The sequence below is a fragment of the Waltera sp. genome (assembly GCF_046969025.1).
Lineage (GTDB): Bacteria > Bacillota > Clostridia > Lachnospirales > Lachnospiraceae > Acetatifactor > Acetatifactor acetigignens.
Genome location: NZ_JBKVQF010000032.1, coordinates 1 through 25,592 on the forward strand (window position 1 = coordinate 1; position 25,592 = coordinate 25,592).

Consider the following 25,592-nt stretch of genomic DNA (forward strand, 5'->3'; position numbering starts at 1 on the left):
AAGGGGCTGGAAAGCCCGTAAAATAAGGAAAGTTCAAGAAATCTCTCCACAAATCCCGATTTGTTAAGCTATCTATATAATATACAATATCATCTCTCTCTGATTATTACAATACCGACCGCCCTCGTTAGTTTTCAGGTCTAACGAAAGTGGTCGGTACATAAAAAAGCATTATTATTTTATTCCGCTGCTTCCATAAAGTAAATTCGGGAGGAAAAATCCGGGAACAGTCGGGTGTCGGAATTATATCCGGTTCCGGCGAAAGCGGGTTTCAGGGCAATACCCGCACGCATCAGGGTATCTCCGTAAGCAGTCAGTTCTTCTTTTTCCCCATCCATATTTACAAATCGCGAAAGAATCTCCTGTAATGCAGATCCCTGCTTGATATGAACCGGAGAAACGGTGTTCACAAGGTCTCCGAAGTCTTTCAGATTGTATTTGATATTCCTGCCGTAGAAATGATATTTCACATCCGGAAGTAACCCCACCGGGCGATACCAGTCATGGGATTGGTTTGGAGTTGTCAGGCGTCGGAAGAACAGCCCCACTGCTCTTCTTCCATCCGGGGACACGCAGGTCCAGGATAAGGTTTCCGAGTCGGAAGCTTCGTTTTCTGCTCCACGATAAAAGGATCCAAACTGGAAAACATCCCGCCATTTTTTATAAAGTGCAATCTGCTCCCGGATTGCGTTGAGGTCACTTCCGGACAGATCCTTTAAATTACATTCATATCCTAAGACACCGAAGGAAGCCACCTGAAAACGGGTCTCAAGGGGCGTGATCCTTAAGGTCTGATGATTTGGACAAGATGACACATGTGCTGTAAATACCGATAAGGGATATCCATAGCTGTAACTGTTCTGAATCCCGGTACGGCACAGTGCGTCAGTATTATCGCTTGCCCAGATCTGCGGGAAATAACTTAATATTCCCAGATCAAAACGATTTCCACCTGAACTGCAGCCTTCAAACAAAATTTCAGGGAAACGTGTGGTCAGCTCATCCATAATGTGATACAGCCCCAGTACATAACGATGTGCCGTCTCTCCCTGTTTCGCAGCCGGCAGATAAGGGGAATAAATATCACTAAAATTGCGGTTCATATCCCATTTTACATAACGGATTTCTCCGGAAGAAAATACCCTCGTCATTTCTTCGATCACGTATTTTCTGACTTCCGGATTACATAGGTCCAGAATACACTGATTTCGTCCCTCGGAATGTGGATGGCCGGGAATCTTCATGGCCCAGTCGGGATGTCCTTTATAGAGGTTACTGTTCTCACTGATCATCTCCGGCTCCACCCAGATGCCGAAATCCATGCCAAGTTCCTTTATTTTTTTACTGAGAGAGGCAATCCCTCCGGGCAGTTTTTTCGGGTCGGGTTCCCAGTCACCCAGAGACGAAGTATCGTCGTTACGTCCGAGAAACCACCCATCATCCATGACAAAGAGTTCAATTCCGGCATTTTTTCCGGCCTTTGCCAGCTGCAAAAGCTTCTTTTCATCTATTTTAAAATAGCAGGCTTCCCAACTGTTTAATAAAACGGGGCGGGGCTTGTGCTTCCAGACACCCCGCACAATGTGTTCCCGGATAAAGGAATGCAGCTGCCCGCTGAGTCCCCGGAAACCATCTGCTGAGAAGTTTAGAACGGCCTCAGGGGTATAAAAGACTTCTCCCGGGGCTAACTGCCAGGAAAAACTCCGGGGATTGATACCGGCAACAAATCGAAACTTGCCATAAGAATCTTTCTCAAGGGCTTCATAATGATTCCCACTATAGATCAGATTGCAGCCGATACAGGAACCACTGGTCTCACAAGTATTCTCAGGGCTCAGGATCACAAAAGGATTCGCCCTGTTAGAGGAAGTTCCGGTATAAGAAGAATTAACGAATTTGCCGGAAGAAAGCGTGATCTGCTCTCTGTGCATTTCTCTTGCCCAAGCCCCACTGAAATGTGTGACCTCAGAATAATCTTCCGTCAGATCCAGCTGCGCACTCATACATCTTTCGATAGTGACAAAAGTGTCAGAACGATTGAGAAGGCAGGCACTGCGGGTGATCACATCACAGTCTTCATACACGGTATAAAACAGCTGCAGTTCCAAACGATTTGTAGCATCCTGCAAAATAATATGAAGGCATTTTGCCGAGGAACTTTCCTCTTCCGAATAACTGTGAGGAAGCCCGGAAGCCTGCATGCGTTCATCCCTGTCCTTTAAGGTTAAAACCTCGAAAGAGACAAAGGTAAAGTCAGAAGTAACACTACCGTCAGTAAAACAAACTTCCAGAAAAGGCTCTCGGATGTCTCCTTTTCCGCAGGTGCCAACCTCCAGGCAGACATCTTCCATGGAGATCTGCGGATGTTCCCTGTCGTAGGTACAAGTATTTCCCGGAGCAAAGCCTCTCTGTATGACAAGGGGCGCGCAGAAAGCGGAATCCTGTGTATCCACAGTGATCCGTTCTCCGTAATATAGGTGCTCTAGATGCCCAGTCTCCATGACACGCATTCCGTAAGTACTGTGAGTCGTCTGTAAAAAGAACCATGGTCTCGTATCTTTTACGATCTGGATCATATCGATGCCTCCTGAATCTCCTTTAAGCGTTCATCGGTCAGTTTATATTTCTTATGAAAGAATATGACACCGATGACTAACAACAGAATAGGGAATAATGTCATGGTCATGCGAAGCCCGGCCACAGAGCCTCCGGAAGCCCCGGCAGCCGCAGATACGGTATCACTGGTATCGGAGTTCAAATGGCAGAGGTTCAGGCACAGAGAAGCCACTAACGCAGCCATTCCGGAAGCCAGTTTTACTACGAAGGTCTGCATTGAGAAAATGACACTCTCGTCTCTGCGGTGATTTTTCCATTGACCGTAATCTACCGTGTTGGCCAGAAAGACGGTGGTCAGTACCGTCAGCATACCATTGGCGGCAAAGATCAGAAATCCGGGGATAAACAGTAAAAATACATTGCCCATATTGGTAAAACACAAAAACAACAATACAAAATATCCTGCAATAGCCATCACGAAGCTGACATAAAAGATCCGAATAGTACTTAAGAACTTACGAAACAGCGGGAACAAAAGCATCATGGAGAGAATCTGTACCGCCCCGCCGAAGGTATTGAACAGTGTATAGGAATTGTACCAGGTATCTCCGCCAAAATCGTATTTGAAGAAATAAATTACCAGGTTGGAGGTGGTATAGACCGCGCAGTTGATCAGTACAATGGTAATTACTACTGCCATAGCCTGATCGTTCTGAATTAACGCCTTGAACATCTGACCGATGGAGGGTGCTTCCACGTCCACAGTAGATTTTTCCTTGATATTCAGGCAGGTAACGGCAATGAATACCACGAACAGTATGGCGATGATCAGAGTAAAACGGGAAAAGCCCACTCGCTCTTTTCCCCCGCCGAGGGCATTGACACAAAGCATGGTAATGACGGTGATGATTGCAGAGCCCACACCGGCGCAGGAACGTCCTAATGTTGACAGGTTCTCCCGTTCTTTTCCACTGTGGGTAAAGGCGGGGATCATGGACCAGAAAGGAATATCCATCATGGTATAGGTCACACCCCAGAGAATATAGGTAACCGCCGCATAAGCCACCAGCCCGCTGCCATCCAGCGCAGGAGGCGCTGAGAACATCAGAAACAGAACAACAGCATTGGTCACGGTGCCGATCATCAGCCAGGGGCGGAATTTCCCCCAGCGTGTCCTGGTCTTAGCTACGATGACACCCATGAAGGGATCGTTAAAGGCATCGAACACTCTGGCAACCAGCAGGATAATACCCATAGCTACGGCATTTACCCCTAAAATATCCTGATAGTAATATAAAATATAGCTGGCGGACAGCATATACACCATATCCTTGCCGACCGCACCTAGTCCATAAGAAAACTTTTCTTTTCCACTTAAACTCATAATGTAACCCTGATCCTTTCTCTTTGATTTTCACCTGAAATTAAACCGTAACCTGAAACGGTATCTTTATTTCCCCTGCGGTCTGGGACTGTAATAACAAAGTTCCCTGACCGGATCTCCCAAGACTTTTTACATAAGTGCCACCCATGCCGCCCTGTAAGGCAATGGTGTCAGGTCCGATGATGGCAATGTCACCTTCCGCGGTGATCCGTACCGGCTCCTGATAAAAAGGAAGCACATTGCCGTGGGCATCCACAGCCCGGATCCGTACCAGTGCCACGTCGTAGCTGTGATGCTCTGTCAGATTCGTGTGATCCGCTTCCGCCTGCAGCCGGATCCCATTTACCGGCTCTTTGGTGACAGACTTTATGACTTTGCCGTCTTTGATGGCATCAAAACGGTATACGGTGGCGGTACCGCCCCAGTCACCGATGTATTTCGTGTAAAGCTTTGTCACCTCCGCAAAATCAATATGATACAGCAGTGCCAGCTTTAATGCGGTAGGATACAATCTCTTCGGAATATGGTTCAGACTGCCTCTGGCCACGATATTCATGGCATCCGCCATTTCTTTCGCATGTTTCGGACGGAACCGTTCGTTCTTCTCCAAAGCATCACCGATAAAGTCATCGATGAGAATGGGACCGTGCTTTAAATGCTTATAAGGGGACATTTCTGGCCGGTATTCCTTGATAAAACGGTCGTTTTTATACATTCTCACACTGTCGGCATTGGACAAAATATACAGGTTTCCGCGGTTGCAGCCGGGATGCTCTCCGATATCCATGGAGGAGGTGATCTGAATCACGGGGATCTCATCCTGTTCACAGGCATAAACGGAAGCTGCGAGCTTCGGATTACGGAACATATCCATGACACCGTGATAACAGATCCGGTCACCGCTTCCGAAGTCCTTATGGGTATTGTAGTCGAACATACACCAGCCGAAGCTTCCGGCGATATCCTCCTGCCCCGCTACGGCATCCAGTACGTTGGCATGGCGGATCGCATGTTCACTGCGGCGTTCCTCATTATCGAAGGCTTTTGTGGGATACATGTGTCCGTTGTATTCGCTGATCAGGTAAGGCTTGTCGGTATCGGAAGTGACCTTTTTCTTCGGGTCACAGCCGGGAGTCTCGCCGTCGTGCAGAAAATCGTTATAAGTATAGACGTCCTCCAACAGATGACTTTTCTTAATAGCCCGGACACCGCCGGTAGGTCTCATGGGATCCAGCTTATGTGCCACGGCATTGGTCTTTTCGTAAAACGGATCATCATCCGGGGATTCATTGATCCGTACACCCCACAAAATAATCGAAGGATGATTGCGGTACTGACGGATCATGTCCTCTGCATTGACCACCGCCTGTGCTTTCCAGGTGTCATCTCCAATATGCTGCCAGCCTGGAAACTCTGTGAAGACCAGAAGTCCCAGTTCGTCGCACCGCTCCAGAAAATAATGACTCTGGGGATAATGGGAAGTCCGCACGGCATTCAGCCCCAGCTCTTTTTTTAACAGATCCGCATCCAGCTTCTGCATGCTCTCCGGCATGGCATAGCCTACATAAGGATAACTCTGATGGCGGTTCAGACCCCGGATCCGCAGTTTTTTGCCATTGAGGTAAAAGCCGTCTTTTTTAAAAACTGCATCCCTGATACCGAAGGTAACCTCTGCTTCGTCCAGAAGCTGTTCTCCCTGCCAGAGCTGGGTCTTTAACAAATAAAGATGAGGGTGTTCGGTATCCCACAAAAAAGGATGTGGAATCGTTCCCTGAATACGAAACGGGGTCTCAGCCGTAGTGCCTGTGGGGACATTCTGTTCGCAGAGAAACTGCCAGTCATTATCTGATGTTACATCTGATACCACACCCGACATTACAGCATCGCTCTTTAACATATAATATTGTCTGACATTAAGGTCTTTCGCAACTTCATAAAAAGTGATTTCAGAAGTTACCTGAGCCTCATCCGGTGTGATCAGCGTGTGTACGAAAATATCCTCAAGGGCAATCTGGTCTTTTACTTCGAGATACACATCCCGGTAGATGCCGCCGTAGGTCATATAATCGATCACGTAACCGAAGGGAGGCACATTTAAGTCTTCTCTGCTGTCCAGCCGGACACACAGCACATTGTCCTGTCCGTAGTTCGCATATGCCGACAGATCTACAGTAAAGGCGGTGTAGCCGCAATGGTGCTCTCCCACCTTACTGCCGTTGAGATGGACGGTACTGTCATGACCGGCCCCTTCGAAGGTGAGCAGGATCCGCTTGCCCTGCCATTCGGTCGGAATATGCAGATGGCGTCTGTAGCCGCTGACCATCTGGTAGAGAGATTCGTCAAAATAGTGAAACGGGGTCTCCTTACAGGTATGAGGGATTCGGACGGGCTGCAGGGTCTCTTCCGGGTATTCTGTTGCAGTCATCCCCTCCTGAAAGTTCTCGTTAAAAAGCCAGTCTTCGCTTAAATAGATCTTCTGATTCATGGTTCGTTCCTCTTTCTTTGGGATATTATGGATTATTCCATTGCCTCATTCTGATCTCTGTACGATGCCATACATGAGGATTTCCACAACTTCCTTCAGGGCATCTGCATAAGTCAGCTGATTTCGAGAGAGAATATCTCTCTGGAAGAACTGCTCAATGGAAGCTTCTAACATCATTTTCACCAGACAGATGGGAACCGGGCGGATGCTTCCCTCAGCCATGCCCATCTCGATCAGCTGGATTGTAGGCTCCCAGCCTGTGGAAAGTCTGAGTTCTACCTTCTGGTAGATCTTCGGGTATTTGTCCCGGAGGGAATATAATTTTCGAAGATCGATATTCTGATAACCTTCCGGCAGCACTCCCAGGATGCGGTGCAGTTTTTCCACTACACTGAGGGAAGGATCGGTCAGGATCATCTGCTCGCTTTCCTTGATGGAGTCAAAGATATAATCTACCATGGCAAGAAACAGTGCTTCTTTATCATCGTACACGGTATAGATGGTTTTCTTGCTGATCGAGAGTTCCTTCGCCAGATCATCCATTGTGAATTTCAGCCCTTTTTGATCGAAGACACGCAGGGTGGCGTCGAGAATATTTTTTTGCAGACCTTCTGTGGTATCCATCGCTTCTATTCCTCCGTTCGGTAAGATTGTAATTACAGTATGGAAACTGAAAAGTAAATTGTGGTTTCCTATAAAAACAGGGTAGCATTTTTGAAAAAAAGATTCAAGAAACGTTTTTGCCAAAAAGAGTTTCCGAGAATTGTGAAATATAACAAAAAACCAGCCAACAAAACGGTTGACTGGTGAATGACAGAGTCTATAAATAGTTTTTCATGATGCGGTACAATGCTCTTGGATGCAGCGTTTTGGAAAGATACTCGTTGATTCCTGCATTTCTGGCTGCTGCAATATCCTCCGGCAGTGTTTTGGTACTGACGGCAATAATGGGGATTCCAGGTCCGTCGGTATGGGTGGAAGCGTTTAATTTTATTATCTCTTGAATTGTTCTGCCAGCGTGGGATGAGATTTTTTGCGGGTGATCTCCACCAATCCTAAAGGCGTCATATCCACGATGCGGGGATGCTGGCGATCCCCTGTGGTCAGATTCTTTAATGTCTCCAGTAACTCCTTCTGCCGTTCCTTTTCCGCCATATTGATGAAGTCCACAATGATGATACCGGACAGATTCCGCAGGCGCAGCTGTCTGGCTACTTCTTCGGCAGCCTCCAGATTTACCTGATAATAGGTGTCCTCTCCTGCTTTTTTCGCTTCGTTTTTACCGGAATTGACATCGATCACCGTCATGGCCTCCGTAGGCTCGATGACGAGATACCCTCCGCATTTTAACCAGACTCTCGTATCCAGTGCTTCCTCCATGCCGCGCTCCAGAGAATACAGCAGGCGTAAAGAGATCGCTGGATCATCGTAGAACCGAATGGACTTTTGTTTTAACAAAGGGTGATCTCCTTCCGACAGCTGACGATAGATCTGAGGATCATCGGTAAGGATCTCAGAATATTCCGAAGGATCCGCCATCTGCTCCAGAACCTCGTAAACGGCCTCAGAAGGCTTCAAAAGGCAGGTGAAGTACACTTTATGGTCTGCCTGCTCCAAAAGGCTCTGAAGGGCTTCAGAAGCGTTCTCAGGGGTGCTCCCGTTTTTACAAAGCAGCTGCTTCATCCGGGCAGGATCCGCAGTGGCGGAGGCACGCTTTGTCTTCTGGGCATCTCTGGTGACCATGACTACCAGCTCGTCTCCAGCTTTCAAGGTTCCGTCTGCCTTACGATTGGTCAGATACGCCGCACCTGCTTCCCGCAGGGGTAGAAAGCACAATTCTCCGGGCAGGATCTCCACGAAGCAGGCATCAATATTTTTTGCCACATTCTGTATTTTCCCCAGATAGATGCCACCGATCTTACTGGCATCTGACCGCAGTACGCGTATAGCAGCCACGCCCCGGGCATTGACAAGCAGAGCTGCCCTGCGTTCCCGCAGACAGGTGAAGATCAGTTTTCCCTCCGTGCAATCCGTGGATTTACGGATCTGATTTACTTCTTTTTCTCTGGCCGGTCGTCCGCCGGTGAGACTGCGGCTCATTCCGTGTCACCGGAAGCTGCCCTGTAAGCTTCCTCACTGTCGAAACCTATGGCATCCAGGGGGAGAAGGGCGTCTGTTTCGTTTCTCAGATAGGTCTCTTCTCTGTTGACCAGAAGGGCATTTTCCTGCAGGGTCTCACCATTTTCGGAAAATAATGCTTCAATGACCTGAATGGGTTTGATATTTCCGGCACTGGAGGCATCCACCAGCAGATAAAGCTTTTCGGACTCCACCACCTTCATCTCATAGATACCTTCTTTTAAATTGATCTCCCGGCTTCCCTTTTTTGTCTCTTTGGTAATGAGGATCTCATCTTTTGCAAGAAAACGATCCACCGCGGAGCCCAGATCAAAATGAGGCCCTCTGCCCTCCCGGAAAGCTACCGTATATCCGGCGGCAGCAACGCTGGCCATGGCATTGCCGGCCTTGTCCGGCAGAATTTTCACCGAAGTGATCTCAATGCCGGGTACAGATGCGGCATTGAGCCGTGTCTTAACATCCTCGCAGGAAGTCAGGGAATGTACTTCCAGATCCATATATTCTCCGTTGCTGGTCAGTCCCACACCCAAAGGTGCGGCAAAGGACATGATCTGATGCGGGCTGAAGCCCCCGGTATAAGCAACATCCAGCTCCGCTCTGCGGTTGGCTTTCTGGAAAAAGCGCATCACATCCAGATGTCCGATAAAACGAATGGGACCATATTTTCTAAACTTGATTCTTAATTTCATAATGTTTCTTCTTAACTCCGTAATCTATACTTCCGATGTCTGTTGTGGCAATCATCCTCTGGGCTCCACACAGATACCGCAGCCGAATCTGGCGGCACCGCAGCCCTGACATGCCTGTTTGCAGTTCGGTGAGATCGTCTCGTTTTTCGCTTTCTGCCATTCTCTCTCCAGAAAGGCTCTGGATACACCGCAGTCCAGGAAATCCCAGGGCAGGATCTCGTCCAGAGGCCGTTCTCTGTGGGAATAGAAATCCGGATCCAGACCACAGGCTTCAAAAGCTTCCATCCAGACATCGTTGTGGAAATACTCACTCCAGGCATCGTAGAAGCAGCCCTTGTTATAGACATATAAAAGCACCTGGGACAATTTTCTGTCACCTCTGGCCAGAACACCCTCCAGAACGCTGACATCCGCTTCGTGCCAGTTGTACTTGATGCTCTTCTGGTTCAGCTGCTCGGAAATGGCCTTTCTGGTCAGATATGCCTTTTCCACGAACTCTTCCTTGGTACACTGGGGCGCCCACTGGAATGGCGTAAAGGGCTTCGGCACGAAGAAGGAGGTACTGGTAACAATCTGCACTCTGCCGTTGACACGTTTCTCCTTCGGCACCGTATCGAAGAAAGTGGCCGCAATTTTGTTGGAAAGCTCAGCGATTCCCCGGATATCCTCTTCGGTTTCCGTGGGATGTCCCAGCATGAAGTACAGTTTGACTCTGGTCCAGCCGCCTTCGAAGGCAAGGGCGGAACCCTGTAAGATCACTTCTTCAGTGAGTCCTTTATTGATGACATCCCGCAGTCTCTGGCTGCCGGCTTCCGGCGCAAAGGTCAGACTGGATTTCTTCACATCCTGTACTTTGCTCATGACATCCAGAGAAAAGGCATCGATACGTAAAGACGGCAGGGAGATATTGATATGTCTCTTATCACACTCTTCAATCAGGAAGTCAATCAGCTCCGGCAGCTTGCTGTAATCGCTGGAACTTAAGGAACTTAAGGAAATCTCCTCATGACCGGTGTTTTTCAACATTTCCATGGCGTACTTTTTCAGAACTTCCACATCCCTTTCTCTGACGGGACGATACAGCTGTCCTGCCTGACAGAAACGACAGCCGCGGATACAGCCTCTCTGAATCTCCAGAACGACTCTGTCCTGTGTGACTTTGATATAAGGAACTACCGGCTTCATAGGATAAAAGCTGTCGGTCATATCCGTTACCAGCTCTTTGCGGATCCTTGCGGGAATTCCCTCTTCCGTAGGTCGGAAGGAAGCAATGGTGCCATTTTCATGGTAAGTGGTCTCATAGAACCGGGGCACATACATTCCCGGCAGCTTTGCCGCCCGGTGTAAGAATTCTTCTCTGCCTGTCTTCTCCGCCCGGCATTTCTTATAGAGATCGATCAACGGCCGGTACTGGGTCTCGCCTTCTCCGATATAGAAAATATCAAAGAAATCGGCAATGGGCTCAGGATTATAGGTGCAGGGACCGCCGCCGATAACGATGGGACAGTCCTCTCCACGTTCGGTGGCAAGCAACGGGATCCCCGCCAGATCCAGAACATGCAGAATATTCGTATAACACATTTCGTACTGAATGGTGATTCCCAAAAAGTCGAAGTCTTTTATCGGATCCTGACTCTCCAGGGCAAACAGCGGAATGTTCTCCTTACGCATAATTTCATCCAGATCCACCCAGGGAGAATACACACGCTCACACCAGACATCATCCCAGGAATTGAGCATGCCATACAGGATCTGGATTCCCAGGTGGGACATACCGATCTCGTAGACATCCGGGAAGCACATACAGAAACGGACATCAATGCTGTCCCTGTCCTTCACTACGGCATTGACTTCGTTGCCGATGTAGCGGGCCGGTTTTTCGATCTTCATCAGAATATCATCATTTAACGCTAACTTTTCGTTCATATTTACCTCAGGTTATTGATTTTTACATATAATTTTTCATCTGCCGGACATCTCCGTCTGTGCAGGGGACATCGGAATAACGGGCTTTTTCATAGATTTCAGCCATTCCTTCCACATCCAGCGATTTTTCGGCATCTCTTGCAGTATAAAATGGCAGGCTCATCTTTGCAAGCCCGCTGGCATTTATTTTTTTCTGATACATCCGCCTTATCTTCTGGCCGGCATCTAAGAAAGCAAAAGAAAACCATTTCTGCTTCTGCTTTGCGGCAGTATTTTCTGGGGCAGCGTCCAGGTGTTCCCGCTTGTCCATGCTCTCCGGCTGTTCAGAAACAGTGCCGGGGAGGGAAAACTGCATTCTGTCCCTGAGAAATGTGATCAGCTTTCGAATTCCACGGTACAGCAGAAATACGCAGACGATCAGAAGTGCGATCATGGCCACATATTCCAGAATGACCCATAAAATAAAAGGATCTTCCGCTTCCATGGGAGGCATATCGCCACCGCCTGCCTGCTGTTCCACCACTACCGCTTCTGTCCCGGAATCCATGGGGAGCAGTCCGAACAGGAAACGAAGAATCGCAGCCAGACCGTTTCGCAGTAACCGCAAAAAGGGCTTTAACCAGGCAAACTGTGACACTGCCAGGAGCAGAAGCCCCGACAACAGCACAAAGGCTGCGGTGCTGTGGAGACCGGAACGAAAGATCTCCTGAAACGGGATCTTGCCGGTACTCAGCCTGTTTACCGTAAGGAAATCCTCATAGGACTGCAAAAACAAAATGACAGCATACAATAAAAACACCAGGATCAGACTCATACGATAATAGAGATCCCAGACGTTGTTTCCCTGATAATGCTGCAGAAAAAGACACAAAAAGGCAATTCCGGCGGCTAACGGCAGAGGCAGCGGATCGGAAGCAAAGTCCTCCGTCCGAAAACGCAGCCAGAGGGAATAGATCATAAAGCCTGCACCTACCAACAGCCGGATACCACGGTTTACGCCGTTGGCTGCCGGAATGATATAAAAACATGCCAGTACCAGTCCGTGCAGAAGGAGCAATACAGACAGATGCTTACAGCGTTTTCTGGCATAATACAGAAAAAACACCGGCAGCGCCCCGAGCATCCACAAAGCCAAGGACGGACGGCTCGCCGGAGCCAGTGCGGCCAACAACGTGGATGCAGTCAGCGCCAGGGGATAAAAACATAATTGATTCATTAGATCAGTCAAAATTTCTTTCACATTCAGACGCTTTCTTCCCGTAGGGAGATAAAAGTGATCAAAGACTTTAACGCTTCCCCGGGATCAGGAGGTGTACTTTCGGAATAAGGATAAAACCATTTCATATCCGGGTGTTTTTCCTGATATTGCAGAAGTAATGCTGCAAAGTCTTCATAGGCATTGGGTGATACAAAGCAGGTATAGAGCGCATTGGACGCATCGGACATACGGGCGGCAAACAGCTCGGAAAAAGACTGTATCGGTTTAGCCGTATCGATTCTTGCAAGCGTCTGCAGACAGACATTCCGCTGTCTGACTCCGCCGCCGGCTTCCAGAATACAGGGGGCTCCACTGATTGTGTCAATACCGTTGCAATACAGGGCAACCTGCATCCCCTGTTCCAGAAACAGCAATAACAGTGCCGTGGCAATCTGCAGGCAGGCTTCCACGCAGTCCTCTTTTTTCAGAATACCGGTGTCCTCTAAGTTCACAAAAATCCGAACGGATTTCTGGGAGGTATAATTTTTCTGGTTTACCTTCAGATCCCCGGTACGGGCCGTGGCTTTCCAGTTGATGCTTTTTAAGTCATCCTGTGGTTGGTAATCCCGAATGCCCCGGTATTCGAAAGGGTCTTCCAAAAGATGTCGTTTTGTCAGAACTTCTCCGTTTAACTGTTTTAAAGACCGTTTAAAATCCGGATGGGAAAAGGGCTTCGGGTACACATAGAGACTGCAGTGTTCGATGGGTGTCGTAGCCGTATACTGTGCTGTCAGGAACAGATCGGACGCGACAAGATCCGCCTCCTGTATGGTGTAATAACCTCTTCTTCCGCCGGTAAAGTGCAGCGCTCTGGTGACCTTCTCCAAACGTCCGATCTGGAAAATATCATTGCGGTAATAGCGATCCGTGGTCCGGGAGCCTTTGGTATCGGCAAACACCAGATGTCTGTCAGTCTGGAATTTGACCTTCAACATGGTAAGGGGCAGCCGTTTGCGATTCTCAATGATCTCCGACAGCTCGCTCTCCTGTCCTTCCCAGATGCCATCCTCCCGGAAAGAAAGGGAAACCTTCAGATCCCGCTGCCATATTTTGGCGTATACATATTTCTGCCCCAGATACAGAAGCAGGGCAAAGACAATGATTCCCAGCAGTTGTATCATGGCTCAAACCTTTCTGTGGGAACAGGAACGGTGGAAAGGATGTTTTCCATTCTGCCTGCTGCGGAGCCGGTATCGGAACCGAAGCTGCATACCAGTCTGTGGGCCAGCACCGGAACAGCCAGGGTACGAACGTCATCCGGGATCACATAGGAACGTCCCTGCAGATAAGCATAGGCCTTGACACAGCGTAAAAGCCCAAGGGTTCCTCTGGGACTGACGCCTGCCAGAATACCGTCTGCCCGTCTGGTGGCTTCTGCAATCTGTACCATATATTCCCGGATGCAGGGATGAACAAAAATCTTCGCAGCCTCTGCCCGGGCAGCCAGAAGTTCCTCCAGAGAGACCACGGCAGTCAGGCTTTTCAGGGGATCTTCCTCCATGTACAATTCCAGAATCCTCAGTTCCTCTTCTTTGGTGGGAAGGTTCATGGACAGTTTTATAAGGAAACGGTCTAACTGCGCTTCCGGCAGAGGAAATACGCCGGCACTTTCGATGGGATTCTCTGTGGCAATGACAAAGAAGGGTTCGCCCGGTGTATAAGAGACACCCTCGATGGTTACCTGACGCTCTTCCATACATTCCAACAGTCCTGCCTGGGTTCTGGGGGTGGCACGGTTCAATTCGTCTGCCAGTAAAATATTGGTAAATACCGGCCCCTTTCGCAGGGTGAATTCATTCTTCTGTCTGTCATAGACATTGATGCCGGTAATGTCACCGGGCAACAGATCCGGGGTAAACTGCACCCGGGAAAACTGGGCATTTAAAGATTTTGCCAGTGCCTTGGCCAGCTTCGTTTTGCCGGTGCCGGGGACATCCTCTAATAGTACATGTCCGTCAGCGATTAAGGCCGTCAGAAGAAGTTCTGTCACTTCCTCTTTTCCGACCAGGACTTTTTGAATATTGTTTTGTATTCTGGATGCTAATTCTTTTCCGTTTTGTTCAGCCATAATTGTTACCTTTTTGCTCATGAAGTTTACTCGCCCTATAAGCATTCCAAAATATTCTTACGAATACAAGTATTCGACGAATATTTACGAAATGCTTACATGGCTCTGAATAGTTATCATTATACCTTATAAACTTAAGTTCTGCCAGTACCAAAAGGCACATAAATATGAACTGCGAAGATTGCAGATACCAGAAAGGAATGTAAAAGAGCATGGAAAAACATGATCACAGACATAAGGAAGAACTCTTACAGCAGATGCGCAGACAGGCAGAAATACGGCCAGAGCAAAACGATTCGGAACCTGCCGCATCTTCCGATACCGGTACGTTCAAAATCCGCCTTGCTCTGGCCGGAGTATTATTATTGACGATCATATTGCTGGATCAAAAAGACAAATGCTTTGCCGGGATCTCCATGGATCAGGTGCTGCATTATGTCACCGATGTAGATTACGGCACTTATCTGGAGACCTGGGTGGAAACTGCAGTTAACGGTTCGCAAGCTCTGTAGTGATTTCTTCCCAGGTGACATCTTTTTCTGCCATCAGGACCATCATATGATACAGGAAATCACTGATCTCATATTTGACCTCATTGGGGTTGGGATTTTTGGCGGCGATCACAATCTCAGTTGCCTCCTCGCCCAGTTTCTTGAGAATCTTGTCAATGCCCTTGTCGAACAGGTAATTGGTATAGGAACCCTCCTTGGGGTGGACCTTGCGGTCCTTGATCACATCGAAGACTTCCTCGAATACCTGTAAGGGATTGTTGCTTTCCTCATAATCCTTTTTCGTGATCTCGTTGAAGAAGCAGCTTCTGCTTCCGGTATGGCAGGCAGCGCCCACTTGAGATACCTTCGCAAGGATTGTATCCATATCACAGTCCGCCACCAGTTCCTTCACATACTGGTAATGACCGCTGGTCAGACCTTTCAGCCATAATTCCTGACGGCTTCTGCTGTAGTAGGTCATCTTGCCCAGCTTCAGGGTCTGCTCATAGGCTTCCTCATTCATATAAGCCATCATCAGAACTTCCTGTGTCCGGTAATCCTGTACGATAACGGGTACCATGCCGTCACTGTTCTTTTTGAAATCTTCCCACTTGTAGGCAGCCTGGAAGGATTCAATGGGAATATCGTTCTCCCGGCACAGATCCTTCAGGGCTACGATCTCTTTCACATTGTCATTTATCGTATTGCCGGTGACACCACAGACATTCTCATAAGCAAAAATCTCCAGCAATTTATTCAATGCCACCTGATTGATCTGCACGAAAAACGGAAGGGAAAGAATGGCCTGAGTCTCCCGGATCTGATGAGGGTTCATCAGGATCATGGCAGAGATATATTTCTCAATCTTCTCCTTATGTAATTCCAGAACGGACGGGTCGTTGTAAGAGATCAGAATCTTGTCCTTACCGAATTTCAGAGAGACCTCTTCGGTAATCTCAATATTACTCTCTTTCTCATAGTCGAGAACTGCTTTTTTACATCCGGCATAAAGTAATTTCTTAATGTCCTCCATACGCTTGACATTGCCGGCACCGATGACATCCACTTCCGCCCTGGTACAGATCTCCTTGATGATATCCAGTGCGGCATCATGCTCCGCATCACCTTCGGACATATCGAAAACGATCAGCTCATCCGCATTGTGCTCACAGTAATAATCTGCCAGACGGACGGGATCCGTATCCACGATGGTGGTATCCGTAAGATTCCGCACCGCATGCTCATGATATAAATAAATACAGGGAACAAATTTCTTGATGATCATAGTAATCCTCACGTCTTTCTATACCTGCAAAGCCTATGCCGCAGGCACGTATTTTTTACAGACTTCCTTTGGTACTTAAAACATCCGTTACCTTCGGATTATAGGAAACGGCCTGATCCAGCGCCTTGGCAAATGCCTTGAACATGGCTTCGATCATATGGTGATTATTGCCCGGAGACAACATTTTGATATGTAAGTTCATTCCGGCACTGTAGGATACGGCATAGAAAAATTCCTTTACCAGCTCCGTATCCAGTTCACCTACCTTCGGTACAGTAAATTCACATTCAAAATTAAGATAAGGCCGGCCGCTTAAGTCAACGGCGCACAAAGCAAGTACCTCATCCATAGGCAGAATAAAATAGCCGTAACGATTGATGCCCTTCTTGTCTCCTACCGCTTTTTTGATAGCTTCACCGAAGACAATGCCGGTATCCTCCACCGTGTGGTGACCGTCCACCTGCAGATCGCCCTTCACCTTGCATTCCAGGTCAAAAAAGCCGTGCCTCGCAAAGCCGTCCAGCATATGGTCAAAAAATCCGATGCCGGTAGACAGATCCGCTTTTCCGGTGCCGTCCAGATTTAAGGTGATGGCAATGTCGGTCTCTTTCGTTGTACGGGTCACAGTTGCAATTCGTTCCATAATATCCGATGACTCCCTTCCCAGAGGAAATGATTAATCTTCAAATCTAACTTTAATACTGTTTGCATGTGCGGTCAAGCCTTCACTCTTGGCGAAGGTCTCGATCTGGTTGTGCACCTTTTCCAGTGCCTGCCTGGAATAAGAGATAATACTGGTCTTCTTGATGAAGTCGTCCACGTTTACCGGGGAGAAGAACCGTGCGGTACCGTTGGTGGGCAGAATGTGGTTCGGACCTGCAAAATAATCACCCAAGGGTTCGGAAGCATACTCTCCCAGGAAAATCGCACCGGCATTGCGGATACGGGTCATGGTATCAAAAGGATTCTTTGTAATGATCTCCAGATGCTCGGAAGCAATGGCGTTGGCGGCATCAATAGCATCTTCCATGTTGTCGGCTAACAGAATGTAGCCGTAATTGTCCAGAGACTTCTGGATAATGGGAGCACGCTCCAGTACTTTTACGAAGCCGTCCACTTCCTCGGAGACTTTCTCCGCCAGTTCCTTCGAAGTGGTAATCAGAATGGCACTTGCCAGTTCGTCATGCTCTGCCTGAGACAGCAGATCTGCTGCAACGTATCTGGGGGTAGCGGTCTCATCTGCCAGTACCAGGATTTCGCTGGGACCCGCAATGGAATCAATGCTGACATAGCCATAAACAGCTTTTTTGGCAAGAGCTACGAAAATGTTACCGGGACCGGTGATCTTGTCGACCTTAGGTACCGACTGGGTTCCGAAAGCCATGGCTGCGATAGCCTGGGCACCGCCGACCTTATAGATGGTATCCACGCCTGCAATATCAGCGGCTACCAGAGTTCCGGGATTGACCTTACCGTCTTTTCCGGGAGGGGTGGTCATAATGATCTCATCCACACCGGCTACCTTGGCGGGGATCACATTCATCAGTACGCTGGAAGGATAAGCGGCTTTACCGCCGGGGACATAGACACCGGCTCTTTCGATGGCGGTGATCTTCATGCCTAAGATCGTACCGTCGGGCTTGGCATCGAACCAGCTGTTACGAAGCTGCTTCTGGTGAAAAGCGCGGATGTTTTCCGCAGACTGTCTGATCACATCGATCAGATTCTCATCCATCTGTGCATAGGCTTCGGCGATCTCTTCCTTTGTGACACGGATATTCTCTGCGCTTAAAGCGAACTTATCAAACTGTAAGGTATAATCGAACAATGCCTTGTCACCCTCGGCACGGACTTTTTCGATGATCTGGTTTACAGTGCTCTCATACTGGGAATAATTGTTCGGACTTCTCTTTAAAAGGTCGTTCAAAATACTCTGCTTTGATTCTTTATCCAATGCTACGATTCTCATGACGGTACTCTCCTTTAAATACTTTTTATGACGATGCTTATCCTCTCGGTCAGGCCTGTATTTTTAACTGCTCCCGGATCGCACCCACCAGCTTGCGGATACGGTCGGCTTCCATCTGCATACTCACCGGATTGACGATCATACGGGCGGACAGAGGACATACCTCTTCCAGAACCTCCAGCCCGTTTTCCCTTAAGGTGGAACCGGTCTCAACGATATCCACAATGACGTCAGACAGCTCTACCAGCGGCCCTAATTCTACAGAACCGTTTAATTTGATGATATCTACAGTCTGATGCTTTTTATTATAGAAATACTCTCGGGCGATATTGGGGTATTTGCTGGCTACCCGGATCCGCTCATGGTGTTTCAACAACTCTCTGGCGGAAGCAGGACCGCAGACACACATCCGGCATTTGCCGAAGCCAAGGTCCAGCACTTCGTAGACATTCCGGTTTTCTTCCAGAATGGTGTCCTTGCCGACCACGCCGATATCAGCAGCACCATACTCTACATAGGTGGGAACGTCGGGACCCTTTGCCAGGAAAAAGCGTAATTTGTATTCTTCATTGACGAAGATCAGCTTTCTGGTATCTTTATCCTTCATTTCTTCACAGGTAATGCCGATCTGTTCGAAAAGCTCCAGTGTCTTTTTGGCAAGTCTGCCCTTTCCCAGAGCAAACGTAAGATATCTTTCTTCACTCATTACTGATCTGCCTCCTCGTTCTCTGTAATCTCGGGGGAAAGCACGGTGGGAATGCCTTGCTTACGTAAACTTACGACTTCGGAAAGCTTCGCCAGATAATCTGCCTCGTCTCCTGCCCGATAATACACTACTTTGCCGGAATCAGGAATATCGATATTCACTTTTTGGCGGGATAATGCCTCTAACAAATCATCAATAACAATGACAAAACCGATAGCTGCCGCATTCTTGCCGAACTTCCGAAGCAGGTTGTCATAACGGCCGCCCTTCACCACGGCATCGCCGATGCCGTAAGTGTAAGCTTTGAAGACAACGCCGGTATAATACTGGTATTTGCTGAGCATTCCAAGGTCGAATGAAATATATTCAGCAACGCCGTACTGCTCTAAACGCTCTTTTAACTTTTCCAGTCTTGCAATCGCCTGCAGGGATCTCTCATTTTTAACCAGTGCTTTCGCATCTTCCAGAGACTCTATGTTTTCAAACATATCTGCAAGCTTTAATAAAATGCTGTGATAAGGCTCGGGGATCTGCTTCTGCTCCAGTAATTCCTGGGCAGCGAAAAAGTTCTTGCCGGAGATACAGGAACGGAGTTCCTTTTCCGTATCCTCATCCAGACCGGCTTCTTCACAGAGACCGCGGAAGTAATCTACTTCACCAATGGTCACCTGAAATCTGGTCAGCCCGGCACTTTTCAGTGCTTCAATCACCATACTGATCACTTCGGCATCTGCTTCCACGGAAGAATCCCCAATCAGCTCTGCCCCCATCTGGGTCACTTCTTTTAATTTCCCCTGCAGATTGGAAGTATTGGTAAAGGTATTGCCGTTGTAGCTGAAACGAAGCGGCACCTTTTCCTCCATAAAATACTTCGCTGCGCAGCGGGCGATGGACGGCGTAAAGTCTGGCCGCAGCACCAGCGTATTACCCTCTTTATCAAAGAACTTATACAGCTCCTTACTGGGAGTGGTTCCGATCTCCTTGGAGAAAACATCGAAAAACTCAATGGAAGGGGTCTGGATATCTTCGTAACCGAAACAATGGATCGCCTGCTGCAGTTTCTGTTCTACGGCCAGCTTCTTTGCATATTCTTTGCCGTAAATGTCCCGGACGCCCTCCGGCGTATGTAAAAGTCTGTTGTTCATAAGCGTTCCTCAATTCATACACTTTAATATATTAACGTGCTACCATATTATCATAGTAGCATGTGAAACTATTTGTAGTATACTAGGAGACCTTTCCGCTGTCAAGAAATTATTATTTATTATTCCTCCCGGTCTTCCAGATCCTTTTTCAGAATATCCAGATAGGGAACCAGGATTCCCTGATGCTTCGGGATAATATATTCCGGGTTCAGTTCCTCGAAACGGAAGCTTTTCCGGCCGCCCTCCTGTGCCCTGTCCCAGAAAAAGCGGAGCATTTCATAGGGAAGGTAATATAACAGATCCTTATGGCTGTAAAATATCAGGAAAAAGGCGATCCCCCCCTGTTTCTCGAACTGATGCATGAACTCCACCTGATGGGGATGGATATTTTGCAGGGAAAAGGTGTCCACCGCACATTCCTTGGCATCAAAACAGACCGGAATGCCCTGTACGACACCGATATAGTCTACGGTACTCTTCTGTTCGAAAAAGGCCAGGGTGATCTGGCGGCTCTCCTTATCCATTTTGACCGGGGTAATGGGGGTGGGGATCTTCTGAATCAGGGCCAGACCGGCCTCGGCATATTTTTCATTGGTGCGGTTGACCATATCCTCCAGAGTAGATCCACGAAGCCCTCTGGTATTCCATGTTGCCATTGTTCTTAGTTTTCCTTTCTAGCAGGCGGAATCCGGTGTCAGATTCAGAGCCTGTAAGATCTCTGCAAATTTATGGGGAAGCGGTGCGTCAAAAGTCTGACCGCTCACCTTTGCAAGAGGTCCTTCCGCTTCTTCCGGGAAACACACTCTTCCGGCATGCAGAAGCTGGTGGTGCAGAGAGTATTCCGATTGCATCCTGCGATTTAATTTGTTGTCTCCGTACTTGGTGTCACCAAGTAACGGATGTCCGGTGCTGGCCAGATGGGCGCGGATCTGGTGGGTTTTGCCGGTGACCAGTTCTACGGTCAGCAGGGTATATTCCCCAGCCACCGCACTGGGAGTGTAGATTGTTTTTATAAAGGAAGCATCTTCCGGAGCCTCCGCCATATCTGGAAATACCTGTACCGTATTGGTGCGTTCGTCCTTGTACAGATAGCCTTCCAGGGTGCTTTCCTGTAAAATCTTGCCCTTACAGACGGTCTGATAATATTTCTTTACGGAACGATCCTTGATGATCCGGCTGAGTGCCTGGGAACCGGCCAGCGTCTTTCCGCACAATACGATACCGCTGGTATTGCGGTCGAGGCGGTTGCAGACCGATGGATGGAAGGTAGCAAGATCGGTTTCTTTTATGGCATTGGCAGCCAGCAGGTGGCCAATCAGCCATTCGTTCAGGGAAAGATCTTCCGGTTTGGCTTTCTGGGTCAGAACTCCGGCAGGTTTATTCAGCAACAGGATATTTTCATCCTCATAAAGAACGCTGATATCCTTTAAGGAACGGTAAGCCTTACGGTAATCGGAAGTATCTTCCGCTGCCCCGGCACCGGACAGAGAGGCATAAGTTTCCTCAGAGAAAAAACATTTTACCTCGTCTCCCTGGGCAAGGATTTCTTTACCTTCAGCCCTTTTCCCGTTCAACGTAATATTTTTCTTGCGAAGCATCTTATATAAAAATCCGGTGCCTGCATTAGGTAACGCTTTTTTTAAAAATTTGTCCAGACGTTGTCCCGCCTGATTTTTGCCAATGGTAAGCAACTGCATAGGACACCCTCCTTTTGAGAAGTAAGTTATAGAGATACGCTCTTTAAGGTCTGGCAGATCCCGGCAGACAGTTCCGGCTGTGAGGAAAGCTCCTTTAACTGATCACATCTTGCCAGATACTTGTCCAGATCGTTAAATATTTTCACAGAGACTTCTCTGTAATTGTCTTTTTTCAGAATGTCCTGAATGTGCTTGTAAAAAGCCTGTTCCGCAAATTTCGGATCCGTGGTGTAGCCACAGACCGTATTACCGCAGACTGTCAGATGATAGATAACATAATTCTTCTCATAGGAAGTAAATACCATATCGTAGAGAGTGGTAAGGCCTTCTGTATGTGCCGCGATTTTTGCAGCTACCTGCTCGTCACAGCCCCGGTAGCGCAGGAACATGAACATTTCTACCAGACTCTTGCAGGCCGGAAGACATCCCAGTACCGCCACGATGGTCAGGAGATTCTCACGGCTTCCGGTGCTGACCCATCCGGCGATAAACAGAGACAGAGAGATGGCAAAATAAAGCACGGTTCTTAAAATCTCATAAATTTTCTGTGTGCGGAGATACCCGCGGGTTCCTCTATAGGCATCAGTGGTAAACATTCTTTTGAATTGCATGAAAAATAACTCCTTTATTTATGATTTCTTTCCAGCGGCAGACAAGACTTCGATCTCTTCTTCCGTCAATGCCCGGTATTCCCCTCTTTGCAGGGAAAGATCCAGGGACAGGGGGCCGAAGCTTACCCGCTCCAGTGTAAGTACCTGATTATCAACCGCCTGCAACATCCGTTTTACCTGATGAAACCGGCCTTCATGAATGGTCAATAACAGATCACCGTTTTCTGTGAGTCTGGCTTTGGACGGGGCTGTCGGTTTCTCATCACCGATGTCAAGCCCGTTTTCCAACCGGTGGATATCTTCTGCGGAAAGCGGCTTTTCCGGCTTTACCAGATAGGTCTTATCCACATGTTTTTTCGGTGACAACAGATCATGGGCCAGAGCACCGTCATTGGTCAGGAGCAGCAATCCCGTGGTATCCTTGTCCAGCCGCCCTACCGGGAACAGATCCTTTTGTTCCGGGACAGTAAGGAGACTTACCACGGTTGGGGCTGTATTATCGTTGGTGGCAGAGACAACCCCCTCCGGCTTATTTAACATATAATAGACATATTTCCTATAATGGATCGGCTGTCCCTGACAGACCACCGTATCGGTCTCTTCATTGACTTTTGTCTCCGGCTTTTTGATTATCTGGTCGTTTACTGTCACCTGACCTTTTTTGATGTACTCTTTCACCTGACTTCGAGTGCCAATATTGTTATCGCATAAAAATTTATCCAACCGCATGGGCTTTGATCTCTTTCTTAGACTTAATTTTTCTTCATCGGCATATAGTATACAAACCTTTCAAGGCAGACAGCCATGAAAAAAATATTCGGAATCTGTTTCTTTGTTCTAATGACCGGCTGTATTCTGACTCATTCTTCCCTGAGCCTTGCCTATGCTGCCCTGGGATTAAATCTTTGGTATGAAAAAATGGTACCGGTGCTTCTGCCGTTTATGATCCTGTCCGGCACTTTGATCCGTATGGGTATGACGGACAGCCTGATCCGTCCGGTAAGACCTTTGTTCGGAAGAATCTATCGCCTGTCAGCACCGGGAATCTATGTGATCCTGGTGGGCTTTTTGTGCGGATTTCCCATGGGTGCCCGGACGATTGCGGATTTACGGAACCGACAGGAACTTTCTTCGGAGGAAGGACAATATCTGCTGGCCTTCTGCAACAATCTGGGACCAGTCTATTTCCTGGGATTTGTACTGCCGCTACTGCATAGGAAGCTGCTGTTCCCTTATGTATTTGGTATGTACGGCGTTCCTTTGCTATATGGCATTTTCCTTCGTTATAGCGTGTACAAAAATCGGATTTCGGAGAAAACAGACCACTCTTTTGGAAGAAACAATGCTGCGAAGTTTTTGGAACCGACCGGTCCGGCTCCCCTTCCTGCCATGTCCCTGACGGATGCCCTGGATGATGCTATTACCGCTGCCGGAAGAAGCATCTTACAGTTGGGAGGCTACATGATCTTTTTCAATCTGCTGAACCTTCTGCCAAGGCTTTTACTTCCCGACAGTTTCCGGTATGCACCGCTTTTGGAGATCAGTGGGGGCCTGAAGCTGCTGGGAGACAGATTCCCTTTGTATACGTTATTGCTTTTGCCCTTTGGCGGCTTAAGCTGTATTGCCCAGACCGGAAGCTGTATCCGCAATACCGGGCTTTCTCTCAAGTCCTACATCCTTCATAAAATGGTACTGACAGTGCTTACTGCAGCTTATTATCTGGGATGGTTTCTGTTGTCTCCGGATACTTTTCTGCTTTGATTTTTCCGTCTTCGTTTTCTGTGTCTGCCCTGTTGGATCTGGTATAACAAAAAGACCAGCAACAACAGCACTACCAGAATCCCACAGATCACCAGAAAAACACCGAAATTCACTTCCGGACTTTTTTCGGAAGGCATCGGAGTATTTCCGGCGGCATCGGCCATGGTGATCACGGAACTGCCAGCTTCTGTGATCTGTTCCTCTGCAGCCCGGGAAGCTTCCGCTGCCTCCTGTGCCGCAAGACTTTCCTGTAATGCCTCTTCGGCAGCTTTTTCCTGATCAATAAAAGGCTGTGCAAAGGTGACAGGATCACTCTCTGTGAACAGATCCGCCTGATTGTAACCGCGAACGGTGATCACCGGCTGTTCCCCCTTTGTGAAGGTCACGGAAAATGTGAAGGTGTCGGGATAGGTCCCGGCCATAATATCCAGTCCCGGCCAGGGAAGCAGTTCGGAATAAGTCCTGCCTCCATCGGTACTGTAATCGTAATACATCATGGGGCAGTCATAGTCGGCTGCCGTCACTTCCAGAGAGACTTCTCCGGTCTCATAGTCTGCATTCTGCAAAGTCAGCTGGCAGATATCCGGTTCGGTCTTGTCCCGCACAGTGGCAGGCAGAATGGATTGCAGCGAGACTTCCGGAAGAGCGTCTGCCTCTCCACTGTAGTCCACACCAAGACTTGCACTGGATAATCCGAAATATTTTGCAACAGACAAAGCATCCTCCCTGCCGAATTTCTTCCAGTCCTCTTCTGTCTGGCAGTAAGGAGTGTCTCTGCTCTCATCCACATGACAATGCTCGATGATGGCGGAGGGAATGGATCTGGAGGTACTTTCTCTTATAATTCCGTAATAGTCATCACCGTTATCTTTAAGTTTCGTCTTGACTCCCCGTAGAAACAGTCCCATGTCCTGCATCTGCTGCATCTGTTCCCAGCCGAACTGATAACCGTAAGCGTTGTAAGGCTGTACGGAAGAGATCCAGACTTCGGATCCGAACAGATCATGATCCATGGAAGCGTTGTAATGAATACTGAACAGGAAATCCGCATTCCGGTCTGCAGCAAATTGTGCCCGGTCTGCCAGAGACATGGTCACATCATCCGTATGAGTCAGATAGACATCCACATTATCGTATTTTGTCAGTTCCTCGTACATGGCCAGCGCGGTCACCATGGTCATTTTTTTCTCCTGTGCAGGGCCTTCCAGCGTTCCCTCGTTATCACCGCCGTGTCCGGGATCAATGACAATGACGACCCTTTCTCCGGTCTCCTGCGCTCTGGGAGCCGCCTGTGCAGGCAGGGAATTTCCATAAAAACAGGCTGCTGCAAGACTGACCGCACAGATCATTGTCCTGACTAACAGCCCTTTTTGCTTTTTCCATACTTTCATTTATCGTATTCCTTTATTTTTAAAAAACCAG

The 25,592-nt window shown here is 48.2% G+C and carries 22 protein-coding genes; 2 read left to right on the plus strand and 20 right to left on the minus strand.

Annotated elements, in window-relative coordinates; translation table 11 throughout:
- Nucleotides 1-179 precede the first annotated feature (179 nt).
- From ACLTOH_RS14025 to ACLTOH_RS14070, 10 genes are all read right to left on the minus strand, one after another.
- Nucleotides 180-2,576 (minus strand): alpha-galactosidase, encoded by a 2,397-nt coding sequence (locus ACLTOH_RS14025; RefSeq protein WP_412224271.1) that lies wholly within the window; start codon nucleotides 2,574-2,576, stop codon nucleotides 180-182.
- Nucleotides 2,573-3,940, minus strand: coding sequence for a glycoside-pentoside-hexuronide (GPH):cation symporter (locus ACLTOH_RS14030; protein ID WP_412224272.1), 1,368 nt, complete (start codon nucleotides 3,938-3,940; stop codon nucleotides 2,573-2,575). Before ACLTOH_RS14030 ends, ACLTOH_RS14025 begins: the two co-directional genes overlap by 4 nt.
- Nucleotides 3,941-3,980: 40 nt before the next feature.
- Nucleotides 3,981-6,425 (minus strand): glycoside hydrolase family 2 TIM barrel-domain containing protein, encoded by a 2,445-nt coding sequence (locus ACLTOH_RS14035; protein ID WP_412224273.1) that lies wholly within the window; start codon nucleotides 6,423-6,425, stop codon nucleotides 3,981-3,983.
- A 45-nt stretch (nucleotides 6,426-6,470) separates the two neighbouring features.
- Nucleotides 6,471-7,049, minus strand: coding sequence for a TetR/AcrR family transcriptional regulator (locus ACLTOH_RS14040; RefSeq protein WP_118505190.1), 579 nt, complete (start codon nucleotides 7,047-7,049; stop codon nucleotides 6,471-6,473).
- A 369-nt stretch (nucleotides 7,050-7,418) separates the two neighbouring features.
- Nucleotides 7,419-8,525, minus strand: coding sequence for a ribonuclease E/G (locus tag ACLTOH_RS14045; protein WP_412224274.1), 1,107 nt, complete (start codon nucleotides 8,523-8,525; stop codon nucleotides 7,419-7,421).
- The gene (locus ACLTOH_RS14050; RefSeq protein ID WP_412224275.1) at nucleotides 8,522-9,253 is read right to left on the minus strand and encodes a TIGR03936 family radical SAM-associated protein; all 732 of its coding nucleotides are present in this window, start codon (nucleotides 9,251-9,253) and stop codon (nucleotides 8,522-8,524) included. The genes ACLTOH_RS14045 and ACLTOH_RS14050 overlap by 4 nt, the downstream gene beginning before the upstream one ends.
- Nucleotides 9,254-9,304: 51 nt before the next feature.
- Nucleotides 9,305-11,179, minus strand: a complete 1,875-nt coding sequence (locus tag ACLTOH_RS14055; RefSeq protein ID WP_412224276.1) for a TIGR03960 family B12-binding radical SAM protein — start codon at nucleotides 11,177-11,179, stop codon at nucleotides 9,305-9,307.
- 22 nt (nucleotides 11,180-11,201) lie between these two features.
- Nucleotides 11,202-12,407 (minus strand): hypothetical protein, encoded by a 1,206-nt coding sequence (locus tag ACLTOH_RS14060; protein WP_412224277.1) that lies wholly within the window; start codon nucleotides 12,405-12,407, stop codon nucleotides 11,202-11,204.
- 14 nt (nucleotides 12,408-12,421) lie between these two features.
- Nucleotides 12,422-13,558, minus strand: a complete 1,137-nt coding sequence (locus ACLTOH_RS14065) for a DUF58 domain-containing protein (protein ID WP_412224278.1) — start codon at nucleotides 13,556-13,558, stop codon at nucleotides 12,422-12,424.
- Nucleotides 13,555-14,505 (minus strand): AAA family ATPase, encoded by a 951-nt coding sequence (locus ACLTOH_RS14070; protein ID WP_262594776.1) that lies wholly within the window; start codon nucleotides 14,503-14,505, stop codon nucleotides 13,555-13,557. Before ACLTOH_RS14070 ends, ACLTOH_RS14065 begins: the two co-directional genes overlap by 4 nt.
- A gap of 212 nt (nucleotides 14,506-14,717) precedes the next feature.
- Here ACLTOH_RS14070 and ACLTOH_RS14075 point away from each other — a divergent pair, with 212 nt between their 5' ends.
- Complete coding sequence (locus ACLTOH_RS14075) at nucleotides 14,718-15,017, plus strand: hypothetical protein (RefSeq protein WP_412224279.1); 300 nt, start codon at nucleotides 14,718-14,720, stop codon at nucleotides 15,015-15,017.
- On the opposite strand, the gene hisIE is transcribed toward ACLTOH_RS14075, so the two are convergent.
- The 9 genes from hisIE to ACLTOH_RS14120 all read right to left on the minus strand — a co-directional run bounded on the left by hisIE (nucleotide 14,995) and on the right by ACLTOH_RS14120 (nucleotide 23,138).
- Entirely contained in the window at nucleotides 14,995-16,281 is a 1,287-nt protein-coding gene (gene hisIE, locus ACLTOH_RS14080; protein WP_117465687.1) for a bifunctional phosphoribosyl-AMP cyclohydrolase/phosphoribosyl-ATP diphosphatase HisIE, read from the minus strand. The two genes, ACLTOH_RS14075 and hisIE, sit on opposite strands and share 23 nt — an antisense overlap.
- A 55-nt stretch (nucleotides 16,282-16,336) precedes the next feature.
- Nucleotides 16,337-16,924, minus strand: a complete 588-nt coding sequence (hisB, locus tag ACLTOH_RS14085) for an imidazoleglycerol-phosphate dehydratase HisB (protein ID WP_022313519.1) — start codon at nucleotides 16,922-16,924, stop codon at nucleotides 16,337-16,339.
- A 33-nt stretch (nucleotides 16,925-16,957) separates the two neighbouring features.
- Nucleotides 16,958-18,250, minus strand: coding sequence for a histidinol dehydrogenase (hisD, locus tag ACLTOH_RS14090; RefSeq protein WP_118505205.1), 1,293 nt, complete (start codon nucleotides 18,248-18,250; stop codon nucleotides 16,958-16,960).
- 49 nt (nucleotides 18,251-18,299) lie between these two features.
- On the minus strand, nucleotides 18,300-18,956 hold the full coding sequence (hisG, locus tag ACLTOH_RS14095) for an ATP phosphoribosyltransferase (protein WP_118505207.1): 657 nt from the start codon (nucleotides 18,954-18,956) through the stop codon (nucleotides 18,300-18,302).
- Nucleotides 18,956-20,101 (minus strand): ATP phosphoribosyltransferase regulatory subunit, encoded by a 1,146-nt coding sequence (gene hisZ, locus ACLTOH_RS14100; protein WP_412224280.1) that lies wholly within the window; start codon nucleotides 20,099-20,101, stop codon nucleotides 18,956-18,958. Before hisZ ends, hisG begins: the two co-directional genes overlap by 1 nt.
- 119 nt (nucleotides 20,102-20,220) lie before the next feature.
- A complete protein-coding gene (locus tag ACLTOH_RS14105) occupies nucleotides 20,221-20,757 on the minus strand; it encodes a Holliday junction resolvase RecU (RefSeq protein WP_022313515.1) in 537 nt (178 codons plus the stop codon).
- Between the two features lie 18 nt (nucleotides 20,758-20,775).
- Nucleotides 20,776-21,798 carry an RluA family pseudouridine synthase gene (locus ACLTOH_RS14110; protein WP_412224281.1) on the minus strand — a complete coding sequence of 341 codons (1,023 nt, stop codon included), beginning with the start codon at nucleotides 21,796-21,798 and terminating at the stop codon, nucleotides 20,776-20,778.
- Between the two features lie 26 nt (nucleotides 21,799-21,824).
- Complete coding sequence (locus ACLTOH_RS14115) at nucleotides 21,825-22,409, minus strand: hypothetical protein (RefSeq protein ID WP_118669111.1); 585 nt, start codon at nucleotides 22,407-22,409, stop codon at nucleotides 21,825-21,827.
- Between the two features lie 18 nt (nucleotides 22,410-22,427).
- Nucleotides 22,428-23,138, minus strand: a complete 711-nt coding sequence (locus tag ACLTOH_RS14120) for a pseudouridine synthase (protein ID WP_118505211.1) — start codon at nucleotides 23,136-23,138, stop codon at nucleotides 22,428-22,430.
- 75 nt (nucleotides 23,139-23,213) lie between these two features.
- On the opposite strand from ACLTOH_RS14120, the gene ACLTOH_RS14125 reads away from it, so the two are divergent.
- Nucleotides 23,214-24,170, plus strand: coding sequence for a hypothetical protein (locus tag ACLTOH_RS14125; RefSeq protein ID WP_412224282.1), 957 nt, complete (start codon nucleotides 23,214-23,216; stop codon nucleotides 24,168-24,170).
- On the opposite strand, the gene ACLTOH_RS14130 is transcribed toward ACLTOH_RS14125, so the two are convergent.
- The gene (locus tag ACLTOH_RS14130; RefSeq protein ID WP_337418033.1) at nucleotides 24,125-25,561 is read right to left on the minus strand and encodes an N-acetylmuramoyl-L-alanine amidase; all 1,437 of its coding nucleotides are present in this window, start codon (nucleotides 25,559-25,561) and stop codon (nucleotides 24,125-24,127) included. The two genes, ACLTOH_RS14125 and ACLTOH_RS14130, sit on opposite strands and share 46 nt — an antisense overlap.
- Nucleotides 25,562-25,592 lie beyond the last annotated feature (31 nt).